The sequence below is a fragment of the Xenorhabdus littoralis genome (assembly GCF_033949345.1).
Classification (GTDB): Bacteria; Pseudomonadota; Gammaproteobacteria; order Enterobacterales; family Enterobacteriaceae; genus Xenorhabdus; species Xenorhabdus littoralis.
The window spans coordinates 1-13,562 of sequence record NZ_VCDP01000004.1 but is presented as its reverse complement, the minus strand read 5'-3'; the positions used below and the strand labels follow the sequence as shown (position 1 = coordinate 13,562).

The following is a 13,562-nucleotide window of genomic DNA, read 5'->3' as shown; positions in this document are numbered from 1 at the left end:
GAAATGAGTGTAGAAACACATTATTCCACTAGCAATAATAATGTGTTTCATCGCATTTGTTTGGCGTAGTTCTTAATCAGGCAGGATACCGTAGTTTTTCAGTATAAAAAGCAGTTTTTCAATAGAGGATCCCACTGGTTTCGCCCCATCCAAATAAATATCAGGGTGTTCAGGTGCTTCATAGACGGCATCAATTCCCGTGAAATTACGCAATTCCCCTGCCCGCGCTTTTTTATATAATCCCTTGGGATCACGGGCTTCACATATCTCCAGCGGTGTATCTACATGGACTTCGATAAACTGCCCTTCTTTCATTAATTCACGTATTTTCTGTCGTTCTGTTTTATTCGGGGAAATAAATGCTGTCAGCACCACCAGCCCCGCGTCAACCATCAATTTTGACACTTCCCCGACCCGCCGGATGTTCTCCCGTCGATCGATGTCAGAAAACCCTAAATCACTGCAAAGGCCATGACGCAAATTATCGCCATCCAGTAAATATGTTTTGATGCCCCGCGCAAATAATGCCTGTTCCAGAGCTCCGGCAAGGGTGGATTTGCCTGATCCGGATAATCCTGTAAACCAGATCACTAATGCAGGATGCCCATTGGCAGCTTCCCGCTGTGCCTTGCCCAAAACATGTGAATGCCAGACGATATCAGAAGAAACGGAACCCTTAATCTGAGACACTTACTTCCCTCCCAATAAATCGCGGGCTCCCCAGTGAGGGAAATGGCGACGAACCAATTGGTTAAACTCCAGCTCAAACTCACTGTATTCCTTAGGTTCTTCGTAAACATCGGTCTGAATTTCACGTACTAACCCCGCACCAACGGTCACATTAGTCAGACGATCAATCAGGATAATGCCTCCGGTATCCGCATTTTGTGCGTAGCTATCGAGCAGTAATGGCTCATCAAATGAGAGTTCCACCAGCCCAATCGCGTTCAGCGGTAATTCAACGGCGACTTTTTGTGTCAGGTTATTTATATCTACCTGATATTGGATATTATCGACTTTACTTCGGCTTTTTTTGCCCGCAACTTTAATATCCAAGCTTTGCCCCTGAATCAGTGGCTGTTCTGACATCCATACGACATCAACCAAAGCATGGCGAGTCACAGTCATTTGCTCTTCAAAAGCAATCAATAAATCACCACGGCTAATATCAATGTCATCTTTTAATACGATGGTAATGGCCTCTCCGGACACAGCGAATGGTTGGTCGCCATTAAAAGTGACAATTCTCTCCACTGTAGAAACAGCGCCTGATGGCATGACTTTAATTTGTTGACCCTGTCGTAAAATTCCCGACGATAATGTACCACTATATCCACGAAAATCGAGATCAGGGCGATTCACATACTGCACAGGAAAACGTAAGGACTGTTCTGTCGCTTTAGTCTGTACATCTGCGGTTTCAAGGATATCCAGTAAGGTTTCTCCCGTATGCCATGCCATTTTTTCGCTGCGGGTGACAATGTTATCCCCCTCCAATGCTGAGATTGGTACGAAATAAATGTTTAAGTCAGCAGGTAATTGAGCCGCAAAAACTAAATAATCCCGCTTGATCTGTTCAAATATATTTTGTTGATATTCAAGCAGATCCATTTTGTTTACCGCCACCACCAGATGACGAATCCCCAATAAGGTGCTGATAAAACTGTGCCGGCGTGTTTGTTCCTGAACGCCTTTTCGGGCATCGATCAGCAAAATAGAAAGGTCGCTGGTAGAAGCACCTGTAGCCATGTTGCGGGTATATTGTTCATGCCCCGGTGTATCTGCAATGATGAATTTTCGTTTTTCCGTGGAGAAAAAACGGTATGCCACATCAATCGTGATGCCTTGTTCCCTTTCTGCTGCCAATCCATCAACCAATAATGCCAGATCCAATTTTTCGCCTTGAGTTCCTATCCGCTTGCTATCACTTTGTAATGTCGCAAGTTGATCCTCATAAATTTGGCGGGTGTCATGCAGCAAGCGGCCTATTAATGTGCTTTTGCCGTCATCTACGCTGCCACAGGTTAAAAAACGCAGCAGTCCTTTTTCCTGCTGCGCCCGCAGGTAAGCTTCAACGCCGCCTTGCTGTTTAATCTGGCTGGCGATGATTTCATTGTGTGCAAGTGCTGGCATATCTGGACTCCTCAAAAATAACCCTGACGCTTTTTCTGCTCCATCGAACCGGATTGATCGCTGTCAATCAACCGCCCCTGACGTTCACTGGTGGTCGATATCAACATTTCTTCGATGATTTCCGGCAGTGTTTCCGCTTCCGACTCAACCGCCCCGGTCAGCGGCCAGCAACCCAGTGTCCTGAAACGGACTTTGCGCTGGCTAATCACTTCTCCGGCTTTCAGGTCAATGCGATCATCGTCAACCATAATCAGTGTCCCGTCACGCTGAACAACCGGACGAGGTTTAGCAAAATAGAGAGGGACGATGTCTATCTGCTCCAGATAGATGTATTGCCAAATATCCAGTTCAGTCCAGTTGGATAAAGGAAATACACGGATGCTTTCCCCTTTGTTAATTTGGCCGTTATAGTTGCGCCAGAGTTCTGGACGCTGGTTTTTGGGGTCCCAGCGATGGGAGCGATCGCGGAATGAATAGATCCGTTCTTTTGCCCGCGATTTTTCTTCATCCCGTCGTGCGCCACCGAATGCGGCATCAAAACCGTATTTATCCAGAGCCTGTTTCAGCCCTTCTGTTTTCATGATGTCAGTATGTTTTGCACTACCATGAATAAAGGGATTAATTCCTAACGTTTCCCCTTGTGAATTCCGATAAACCAGCAATTCAAAACCATATTTTTCCGCAATGCGATCACGGAAATCATACATATCCTGAAATTTCCAGCCCGTGTCCACGTGCAGTAAAGGAAAAGGCAGTTTTCCGGGATAGAATGCCTTGCGAGCCAGATGCAGCATAACGGAAGAGTCTTTGCCAATTGAATAGAGCATGACAGGATTAGCAAATTCAGCCGCAACTTCCCGGATAATATGAATACTTTCAGCCTCAAGCTGCTGTAAGTGTGTTAGTCTTTTTTCGTCCATTGATCGCTCCTTATACGAGATCAATTACAGCAGGGCGACTTATTTGTGCAGCAGCCTGTTTTTGATCGGCGGATTGTTCTTGATCTGCTGACTGTTGCCCAAACCATGCTATCTGATGGTGGAGTTGAGCCACCTCTCCCACCACCAGCAAAGCAGGCGATGGTGCTTCCTGCGCCAACCGTTCCAGTTCTGACAGAGTTCCGCTCAGTACCTGCTGTTCTGGACGAGTACCGCAGCCAATCACGGCAACGGGGGTATTGGCATCCCGTCCGTGTAAAATCAGATTCTGGCTGATCAAAGCGGCTTTCATCACGCCCATATAAATTGCCAGTGTCTGATTACCCCGCGCTAACGCAGGCCAATCCAGGTCATTGCCGTTTTCACGGCAATGACCTGTAATAAAGGTAACGCTTTGTGCATGTTCTCTGTGAGTTAGTGGGATACCTGCATAAGCTGAAGCCCCCACGGCTGCGGTAATGCCCGGCACAACCTGAAAAGGAATACCCGCTGCTGCCGCTATTTGTAGTTCTTCTCCACCACGGCCAAAAATAAATGGGTCACCGCCTTTCAGACGGACGACTTTTTTGCCCTGATTCGCCAGCTTAATGATGAGTTCGTTGGTTTCTTCCTGTGCGACAGAGTGATTCCCCGCTCTTTTTCCAACGCAGATTTTGTCTGCATCACGGCGCACCAGTTCCAGAATTTCGGCGCTAACCAAATGGTCATAGAGTACGACATCAGCTTGCTGGATCACCTGCAAACCTTTTAATGTCAGTAACCCCGGGTCTCCCGGCCCAGCGCCAACCAGAACCAGCTCACCTTGAGGACGGGAATCAGTTTGGGTCAATTGTTGTTCGAGCTGTTTTTCTGCCTGTTGTAATTGCCCGTTAGCAATCAGAGTGGAAAAACGCCCGTGAAAGGCCTTTTCCCAAAAGTGACGGCGCTGACGAATAGAGGCAAAACTCTGCTTTACACGTTCACGCCAGCGGCCTGCAATTTCGGCCATTGAACCAAGATGGAATGGCAGCAGGGATTCCAGTTTTTCTCGCAATAATCTTGTTAATACCGGAGATTTCCCGGCTGATGAGATTGCGACTATGATCGGGGAGCGATCAATGATTGATGGAAAAATCGCGGAGCAAAGTGGTTGGTTATCCACCACATTGACTAAAATAGCGCGGTTATTGGCTTCGGAAAAAATATGTTGGTTCAGAATATGATCGTCAGTCGCTGCAATCACTAAAAATACACCTTCAAAGTATTCCGTTTTAAACGCACCCTGTAACCATTCAAACTCTCCCTTTTGATGACGTTGTTGCAGTTCAATATGTAATTCAGGTGCAACGATTGTTAATGCTGCCCCAGCGCTCAGTAATAAACTTGCCTTGCGAGAGGCGACTTCTCCGCCTCCCACCAGCAGGACAGATCGGGTTTTAAGCTCAAGAAATAAGGGTAAATAGTCCACGATGGCAGATCATCCCGTGTTAATGCCTATTGCCTATTGGGTATAAGCTATTAATTATTATGATTACTAGATGATGAATATATGAGGCCGCGATCAAGTTATGAAATGTCAAAAAGTAATTATTAGTTCCTGAATTGCATAAGCCAATTTTTTTAGTAGGTTACGCAATCAATCAAGCAAAATATTCAGCATGAAAAAAAGCAGTACCTCTTTCACAAGAACTACTGCCTAATAAAAATCATTATGATACGTAATGTTTATTTAATTTTCGTGCAAACCACACTCACGCTTCAAGCCAAAAAAGCGCGTTTGTTCTTCACTCATTCCCGGCTCCCATTTCTGAGTGGTATGGCTATCACCTACAGAAAGATAGCCCTGCTCCCATAACGGATGATATTCCAGACCATGCTCAGTCAGGTATTGATGTATGCGACGATTATCCCAGTCAATAATTGGCAGGATTTTGAAAACGCCTCGTTGAATCGCCAGCACAGGCAAACTAGCGCGACTTTCTGATTGCTGCCGACGCAATCCCGCAAACCAACTTTGGGCCTGAAGCTCTTTCAGTGCGCGGTTCATCGGTTCGACTTTATTAAGCTGGTTATAACGCTCAATACCCTCGATTCCCTGCTCCCATAATTTTCCATAACGCGATTCTTGCCAAGCCGGGGACTGCTCTGCACGAAAAACTTTCAGATTCAGGTTCAGTTTTTCGGTCAGTTTATCGATAAATTGATAAGTTTCCGGAAATAGGTATCCCGTATCGGTGAGGATCACGGGAATATCCGGATATTCCCGCGTGACAAGGTGCAAGCAGACTGCCGCCTGAATACCAAAACTAGAAGAAAGCACAAATTCGCCAGATAAGTGATCCAATGCCCAGCTAATCCGCTCACGGGCATCCAGTAGCTCCAATTTTTGGTTGATTTCAGCCAACGCCGTCGTTTGCTGATCCGGAGACAGTATTGTCAGTTCCGATAAATTCAGTCGGCTCATACCGCCTCCTGCCAATCGTAAAAATCGACGGCTGAATTCAACACCGGCTTGATGATATCGGCCCGGATCAGGAAATCACCAAAACATTCATTGGCATGACGCCCTGATGCCCAGCGGCCAATTAATTCATCCAGTATCTTAAGGATTTCTGCTGATGTGATATTTTCCCTGTACATGCGAGGAATTCGGCTGCCGATACTGTTTCCCCCTAAATGAAGGTTGTAGCGATCAAGCGCTTTACCCACCAGCCCGATTTCTGCCAGCATTGCCCTGCTACAGCCATTCGGACAGCCTGTAACACGCAATATGATCTCTTCGCTTGCAATACCATGTTTTTCCATCAGGGCATCAACATGATCGATAAAAGTCGGCAGGAAACGCTCTGCTTCTGCCATCGCCAATGGACAAGTCGGGAATGAAACACAGGCCATGGAATGGTGACGCAAGGTCGTCACGCTATCATCAATTAAACCATGGGCGCGGGCCATTTCTTCAATTCGCGCTTTTTCGTTCTCAGGTATCCCTGCCACAATCAGATTTTGGTTCGCAGTTAAACGAAAATCACCTTTGTGGATCTTAGCAATTTCGGCGATCCCCGTTTTTAACGGTTTACCGGGATAATCCAGCAGCCGGCCATTTTCAATAAATAAGGTAAGATGCCATTGATCATCAATGCCTTTTAACCAGCCAACTTGATCGCCCCGCCCCGTGAATTCATACGGACGAACCGCTTCAAATTTCACACCAGCGCGTTTTTCAACTTCCTGCTTGAAGGTTTCAACGCCCACGCGCTCAAGGGTGTATTTGGTTTTGGCGTTTTTGCGTTCGGTACGATTGCCCCAATCACGCTGGGTTGTCACTACCGCCTCCGCAATTGCCAACGTGTGTTCCAGTGCAATGAATCCAAATTCACTCGCCAATCGTGGGAAGGTTTTTTTATCCCCATGAGTCATGGCTAATCCACCGCCCACCAGTAAATTAAAACCAATTAGTTGGTCATTTTCCGCAATAGCCACAAAGTTCAGGTCGTTGGCATGTAAATCCACATCATTTTGTGGCGGGATAACCACCGATGTTTTGAATTTACGCGGCAAATAGGTCGCCCCCAGAATAGGTTCTTCGTCAGTGGTTGCGATTTTTTCTTTATCCAGCCAGATTTCAGCATATGCGTTGGTACGTGGCAGCAGATGCTCTGAGATTTTTTTTGCCCATTCATAAGCCTGTTGATGCAAGACAGACTGAACCGGATTGGATGTACACAGTACATTGCGATTAACGTCATTAGCGGTAGCCAGTGAATCCAACCCCATTTGCGCCAATAGTTGATGGGCGGGTTTGAGGTTATTTTTCAAAATACCATGAAACTGAAATGTCTGGCGGTTAGTCAACCGGATGCTGCCGTACAACGTATTTTCGGTCGCAAACCGATCAATACCCAGCCATTGATTCGGGGTAATAATTCCGCCCGGCAAGCGACAACGCAACATCATGGCATGACGCGGTTCAAGCTTTTGTTCTGCGCGTTCAGCCCGAATATCACGATCATCTTGCTGATACATGCCGTGAAAGCGAATGAGGAGGAAGTTATCCCCCTCAAATCCGCCTGTCAGCCCATTTTTTAAATCTTCGCTGATTGTTCCCCGCAAATAATCGCTTTCCAACTTCATGCGTTCACTGTCTGCGAGTTTGCCTTCAACAATCAAAGGACCTTTATCTTTTTTATTGTTCACATTGCTCATATTAGTAAACATCTCTCTGATAACGGCGCTCAAGGCGCAATTCACTCAAGAATTCATCAGCCTGTTCAGCATCCATGCCACCGTGCTGTGAAATGATGTCCAACAGAGTATGTTCCACGTCTTTTGCCATGTGATTCGCATCGCCACAAACATACAGATGAGCGCCATCCTGAATCCAACGCCAAATTTCTTTTCCCTGCTCATGTAGTTTGTCCTGAACATACACTTTATGCTGCTGATCCCGTGACCATGCCAGATCAATACGGGTCAGCAAGCCATCTTTCACGTAACGCTGGAATTCAACCTGATAAAGAAAATCTTCGACAAAATGCGGATTACCGAAAAACAGCCAGTTTTTGCCTTCAGCGCCCTGACTGTCACGTTGTTGCAGAAATGCCCTGAATGGAGCAATACCCGTTCCCGGCCCAATCATGATGACGGGTGTTTGAGGATCAGCGGGTAAGCGGAAATTATTATTTTGTTCAATGAAAACCCGGATATTATCATCTTCCTGCAATTGATCAGCCAGATAACCTGATGCTCCACCAGTACGGGCTTTTCCCTCAATGTCGTAACGAACGATCCCCACGGTAATGTGAACTTCGTTTTCAACCTCAGACTGTGAGGAGGCAATGGAATAGAGTCTTGGTGTCAATGGGCGCAATAAATCCATGAATTGCTGGGCTTCCGGATGTGACGCTGCATCTCTGACCATATCCACAATGGGTGTTGTCTGGGCGTATTGTTGCAATGCCTGTTTGTCAGCCACTAATGCCAGCAGTTTTTCATCTTTCGCCAATGCTGCATATTTCGCAACAATCACGGCTGTATTTTGGGTCAGCTCTGCATGACGGATCAGAGCTTCACGCAATGGGAAAGATTTTCCATGGACATTGACCTGTTCTGATCCTTCCAGCCAAAGCAGTGCTATTAATTCATCCACCAATGCGGGCGCATTTTCAAACCACACACCAAGAGCGTCCCCCGGTTGATAACGCAGACCAGAGTCCCCCAGATCGATTTCAACGTGACGAACGTCTTTGTCAGATCCACGTCCTGTTATTTTTTGGTTGCTCAATAGCGAGGCTGTCAGAGGTGCTTCTTTGGTATATATCTTATTCGCTGAATCCACTTTTGTGGTCGACACGGAATGAGCTGAAAGGATGGGTTTTGCCTGAGCTGACAGGCGCTGTTTTAATATATCCGTAATGTTCTGGCGCCATTGATCCGCGTGTTCTTGATATTCCACATCCGCATCAACACGCTCCAATAAGCATTGTGCACCCAGTTCATTCAAGCGATTATCAAAATCTTTCCCGGCCTGACAGAAATTTTCATAAGAAGTATCCCCCAGACCAAATACAGCATAAGCCGTCTCTTTCAATGATGGGGCTTTTTTGGAATAGAGATATTTGTGGAGCGCTACCGCTTCTTCGGCGGGTTCACCTTCACCTTGTGTTGAAGCAATAATAATCAGTATCCGTTCTTGAGAAATTTGCTTAAACTTATAATCCCCGGCATTAATTAAATTCACATTGAGATTTTCAGCCAGCAATGAGTCTCTCAGTTGTTCAGCTAAACGGCGGGCATTACCTGTTTGCGATGCAGACAGCAAGGTTACGGTTTCTTGCACAGAAACAGCAGATGTCTCTATTTCAGTTTGTGGCTGGTGATTGATCATTCCCCAAAAATAGCCAGATAACCAAGCTAATTGATGGGGAGAAAAATCACTGGTTGCTGTTTGCAAACGAGATAATTGTTCTGGAGAAACAGGTAATTGTAGAGTTGCAGGTGGTTTCGCGGTCATTTTCCAGTGCCCTTTGATTATAGCTGATATCCATGCTGTATTTGTTATAGCCAATATCCATACTGTAACAATTGCATTTAGTAGTAATAAAATTGAATAGCAATCATATAGATGGATTAAATCATAAACATCAATTAATTATCAGGTTATCCCAGATCAGGGCGAGTGTTTAAAGAAAGGATCGCAATATCTCATAACCAAAACGCCTAACTTTATTTACAGATTTAATATATCGATAAAGCTGTTAAGCATTGAGGTTTATCGTCCCAGAAAAATCACATGAAGCGGGCAAGTTCAGGTAGAATAGCCGGCCTTTTGAAATCAGGGAAAAGCATCATGAGTACAACTATCTTTAAAGATTTTCAATTTGAAGCAGCGCATCACCTGCCACATGTCCCTGAAGGACATAAATGTGGGCGCCTGCATGGACATTCATTTATGGTACGTCTGGAAATTACCGGAGAAGTCGATCCCCTCACAGGATGGATTATGGACTTTGCTGATGTGAAGACCGCCTTTAAACCTATCTGGGAGCGGCTCGATCACCACTACCTTAATGAAATTCCCGGACTTGAAAATCCAACCAGCGAAGTATTGGCTAAGTGGATCTGGGGACAGCTAAAACCGACCTTATCCCAGCTCAGTGCTGTGATGGTCAAAGAAACCTGTAGCGCAGGTTGCATCTATCGTGGTGAATAAAAATTCAGCACCATAACTTGGTGCTGAATGAACTTTAGGTGATTTAGGCGATATTTAAGTATTTGTGGGTCTGCATCGAAAAACGCCAGTTTCGGGCAATACACGTTTCGATGCATAGGCGGGTAGCATCTTCTTTCTGGCTGATAGGCTGTAACGAGATAGTCGGCTCGGAATTGCCATCAAGCATCGTCAGCAATTCATCCAATGCTTCAATATCGCGCTCACGCCCGACCGGGTGCTTGATTTCATTTGCCCGTTTCATGGCTTCAGGCAATACTTTGTATCCGCCCCGCATTTTCACTTTTGGCGAGACTGTCACCCATGTTTTTTCGGAACACTTGATTTCATGTGTACCACTCGTCTCTATCTGACATTGATAGCCTTCACTTTCTAATGTCTCAGTCAAAGGGCGTAAATCATATAGGCACGGTTCGCCCCCGGTAATGACAATATGACGCGCACTGTAGCCTTGACGAATAAATATATTAAGTAACTGCGTCGCTGTGGCGACTGCCCACAAATCGCTCTCTTCTGATTTCAGCAGGATGTTATCCATTGGCTGCTGTTTATCAGCCTCTTTTTCCCATGTATGCTTGGTATCACACCAACTGCATCCGACCGGGCATCCCTGTAACCGAATGAAAACCGAAGGAACTCCGGTAAACACTCCCTCTCCCTGTAATGTCTGAAAGATTTCATTTATTGGATAGATCATAAAAAAACTCTGGTTTTACTAAACTGCCATTATTATTACAGATATCTATCCCGCGAACATCCCTCTTTATGGTATGGTACTAGGTTGCTTTTGCTGGCATCTCATGCCAGACAGAGCATTGTATGCCTAAAATACTCTCTGGCATGAAAGGATAGATGGGAATAACGAATGCAAAATAATGAAAATCAGCTTAAACAGGGCTTAAGCGTACGGCACATCCGCTTTATGGCTTTAGGCTCTGCAATAGGCACGGGGCTATTTTATGGCTCAGCAGCAGCAATTCAGCAAGCTGGCCCCGCTGTATTGCTGGCCTATTTAATCGGCGGTGCTGCTGTATTTATCGTAATGAGAGCACTTGGCGAAATGGCCGTTCACCATCCCGTTTCCGGCTCTTTTTCACAATATGCCAGCCATTATTTAGGGCCTTTGGCTGGTTTCCTGACCGGCTGGATTTATGTTCTGGAAATGCTGTTTGTCTGCTTGGCTGATATTACTGCATTCGGCATGTATATGAAACTTTGGTTCCCACATGTCGATCAGTGGATTTGGGTTCTGGGGATTGTCTGTTTTATTGGCGCCCTGAACCTTTGCCATGTAAAGATTTTCGGGGAAATGGAATTCTGGCTCTCGATTGTTAAAGTTACTGCCATCATCGCTATGATTATCGGTGGACTTGCCATTATGTTTTGCGGTTTCGGGCAATCAACTGAGCATGCTACCGGCCTGTCCAATTTATGGGAACATGGCGGCTTTATGCCGAATGGCTTCGGTGGGGTGATAGCCTCACTCGCTATTGTTATGTTCGCTTTTGGTGGTATAGAAGTGATTGGTATCACCGCCAGCGAAGCGAAAAATCCAGAAACAACGATCCCTAAAGCAATTAATGCCGTCCCATTTCGTATCTTGATTTTCTATGTCTTGACCCTATGTATTCTAATGAGTATCTATCCATGGAATCAGATTGGTCAGGATGGAAGCCCATTTGTACAAATTTTTTCCAACCTGGACATTAATTCAGCCGCAAATATTCTGAATGTCGTCGTAATTACTGCCGCCATTTCCGCGATCAACAGCGATATTTTTGGTGCTGGAAGAATGATGTATGGTCTGGCTCAGGAAAGGCAAGCTCCCGAGTCATTCAAAAAACTGACCCGCAATGGTGTGCCGTGGATGACTGTCCTCGTCATGACAGCGATTCTTTTACTTGGTGTGGTTCTGAATTATCTGATTCCTAAAGAAATTTTTATTCTGATCGCCTCTGTCGCCACATTTGCAACCGTTTGGGTATGGTTGATGATCTTAATTTCCCATGTTGCCATGCGCCGCCAAATGAGCCCGGAAGAAATTCAGACGCTGAAATTTCCAATTCCAATGTGGCCAATCGCGCCAGCCATTACGATCGTCTTCATGGCCAGTGTCATTGTGTTACTAGGCTATTTTGAGCAAACAAGAGATGCTCTATATGTTGGAATAGGCTGGGTAATCGCTCTTACTTTGGCCTATTTTTTCGGTGTGAAGAAGAAATTACCGACAACACGTACCTCTAATCAATAATGCACAAAAGGCGTCAGGTCAGAGAATACCGGCGCCTTTTTTTCCGTATCTAAAAGTCAACAACTCATCCTCTCTCCATCCATTATAAAGAGAATTTCACAATCAACGGGTTGTGATCAGAGGCCCCTGTCATTAAAACAGTTGCACTTAAGACGTTTAGTTCACGGTAAAAAACAAAATCCAGCGGTTTGCCAAAAACAATCGTTCTATGGTCGTCATTAAAATACACTTCTTTTAGTTGCATACGATGCGCAAAACGTTCTAATACTTTCAATCTCTGGCGACTCCATGCATTAAAATCCCCAGCAAAAATCACAGGACCATGATGCAAGCCTATATGGATACCAATGTTATTTAATTGTCGGCTATAAACATCAACACCAAGGCTGAAGTTAATGGCGTGTACATTTATCACCATCAACTGACGTTCATCTGGCAATGGATAAATCGTGATTAATGACGATTTAGATAGCCTGAATATCGGTTCTTTCTCACGAAGTGGACAACAGTAGATAGGCGAAAGCGATGCCAATGTCATCACACCTGATGGATGTTGAGGTATAGCAAATGCAGGAACCTGATCAGCAACCAAGCCGCTGGTTGCAATGAATTTCAACAAATCAGGAGTCGTTTGTGCTTCTTGCAATAAGATAAGATCGTGATCTTCAAGTAAAGAAGGCAAAACGTTTTGCCATAACGGACGCTGCTGTTTGTAGATATTCCAAATGGCGACCGAGAGTTCGCTGTTATTCGTAAGAAGTGGTTCTCCATATGGCAGTGATGCTTCTTCAAGTAACTGCTTAGAAGTAGGGAAAACCCGTTCTACAGGCTGACCTGCAACATATCGCATGGCATAGTTTTTTTTCGCATGCCTCAGATTTACAAGTTTTCTTTCATACAGCTTTTTCGCGTAGCTTTTTATTACCAAGCTTACCTCCGCCATACGCCACCTCCATTCGATGCTACCTAATATGACATACACATTATTGATTTCAATCTCCTGTGCACAAAAACCCACCATCGTGATGGACGGGAAAAAAACACAGCGAAGCGCTTACTGAAATGAGGCGAAAACCGCAATACATTTGGACACAGCGTATGATATCGAAAAGGAATTAGTCTTAACTCATTGAAAAAAGCAAATGATATACAAGCACCTACTTTCTTTCTGTACAAAGGTAAGCGAATTTCTATCAGAATGGTCGCTTGGCTACCGTTGAGAAATCAATTCAATTTTGTACCGCCTCCTTATGGAGAAGCATATGATCACGATTTTGATTTCTGGACTGTTAATTTCTTTGGTGGCGGTTATAAAACTCGCCTATATGACTACAACTAAGAACAAGCAGAAAAACCAAGACTACCCTATCCAATATTAGTAATAAATTTTTATAATCCGATGAATTTCAGGGGAAATAAAATGAATCGCATTGAACAAATTGAAAACAATTCACAATCAAAACAATTTATTGTTAATGACAAAAACCCCCTGAGATTTCTCTCAGGGGGTTTCCAAATACGGTGGCGGTGCGGA

The 13,562-nt window shown here is 45.0% G+C and carries 11 protein-coding genes and 1 pseudogene; 3 read left to right on the top strand and 9 right to left on the bottom strand.

What is annotated here, in order from left to right:
- Window positions 1-72 precede the first annotated feature (72 nt).
- From cysC to cysJ, 7 genes are all read right to left on the bottom strand, one after another.
- On the bottom strand, window positions 73-690 hold the full coding sequence (gene cysC / locus FE394_RS01000) for an adenylyl-sulfate kinase (RefSeq protein WP_319924547.1): 618 nt from the start codon (window positions 688-690) through the stop codon (window positions 73-75).
- Window positions 691-2,133, bottom strand: coding sequence for a sulfate adenylyltransferase subunit CysN (gene cysN, locus FE394_RS00995; protein WP_319924546.1), 1,443 nt, complete (start codon window positions 2,131-2,133; stop codon window positions 691-693).
- Window positions 2,134-2,144: 11 nt separating this feature from the next.
- Window positions 2,145-3,053 carry a sulfate adenylyltransferase subunit CysD gene (cysD, locus tag FE394_RS00990; RefSeq protein ID WP_319924545.1) on the bottom strand — a complete coding sequence of 303 codons (909 nt, stop codon included), beginning with the start codon at window positions 3,051-3,053 and terminating at the stop codon, window positions 2,145-2,147.
- A gap of 10 nt (window positions 3,054-3,063) precedes the next feature.
- The gene (gene cysG / locus FE394_RS00985) at window positions 3,064-4,518 is read right to left on the bottom strand and encodes a siroheme synthase CysG (protein ID WP_319924544.1); all 1,455 of its coding nucleotides are present in this window, start codon (window positions 4,516-4,518) and stop codon (window positions 3,064-3,066) included.
- 261 nt (window positions 4,519-4,779) lie between these two features.
- Window positions 4,780-5,514: a phosphoadenylyl-sulfate reductase gene (locus tag FE394_RS00980; protein WP_319924543.1), complete on the bottom strand. Its 735-nt coding sequence runs from the start codon at window positions 5,512-5,514 to the stop codon at window positions 4,780-4,782.
- Window positions 5,511-7,253 (bottom strand): assimilatory sulfite reductase (NADPH) hemoprotein subunit, encoded by a 1,743-nt coding sequence (cysI, locus tag FE394_RS00975; protein WP_319924542.1) that lies wholly within the window; start codon window positions 7,251-7,253, stop codon window positions 5,511-5,513. Before cysI ends, FE394_RS00980 begins: the two co-directional genes overlap by 4 nt.
- Window position 7,254: 1 nt before the next feature.
- Window positions 7,255-9,060 (bottom strand): NADPH-dependent assimilatory sulfite reductase flavoprotein subunit, encoded by a 1,806-nt coding sequence (gene cysJ, locus FE394_RS00970; RefSeq protein ID WP_319924541.1) that lies wholly within the window; start codon window positions 9,058-9,060, stop codon window positions 7,255-7,257.
- A 333-nt stretch (window positions 9,061-9,393) separates the two neighbouring features.
- Here cysJ and queD point away from each other — a divergent pair, with 333 nt between their 5' ends.
- Window positions 9,394-9,759, top strand: a complete 366-nt coding sequence (gene queD / locus FE394_RS00965) for a 6-carboxytetrahydropterin synthase QueD (RefSeq protein WP_319924661.1) — start codon at window positions 9,394-9,396, stop codon at window positions 9,757-9,759.
- A gap of 43 nt (window positions 9,760-9,802) precedes the next feature.
- On the opposite strand, the gene queE is transcribed toward queD, so the two are convergent.
- Complete coding sequence (gene queE, locus FE394_RS00960) at window positions 9,803-10,474, bottom strand: 7-carboxy-7-deazaguanine synthase QueE (protein WP_319924540.1); 672 nt, start codon at window positions 10,472-10,474, stop codon at window positions 9,803-9,805.
- A gap of 168 nt (window positions 10,475-10,642) precedes the next feature.
- On the opposite strand from queE, the gene FE394_RS00955 reads away from it, so the two are divergent.
- Window positions 10,643-12,028: an amino acid permease gene (locus FE394_RS00955; protein ID WP_319924539.1), complete on the top strand. Its 1,386-nt coding sequence runs from the start codon at window positions 10,643-10,645 to the stop codon at window positions 12,026-12,028.
- A gap of 82 nt (window positions 12,029-12,110) precedes the next feature.
- Here the strand turns inward: FE394_RS00955 and FE394_RS00950 are convergent, their stop codons facing one another.
- The gene (locus FE394_RS00950; protein WP_319924538.1) at window positions 12,111-12,971 is read right to left on the bottom strand and encodes an endonuclease/exonuclease/phosphatase family protein; all 861 of its coding nucleotides are present in this window, start codon (window positions 12,969-12,971) and stop codon (window positions 12,111-12,113) included.
- Window positions 12,972-13,169: 198 nt separating this feature from the next.
- Here FE394_RS00950 and FE394_RS00945 point away from each other — a divergent pair.
- Window positions 13,170-13,364, top strand: a pseudogene (locus FE394_RS00945) (hypothetical protein); the annotation flags it as partial.
- Window positions 13,365-13,562 lie beyond the last annotated feature (198 nt).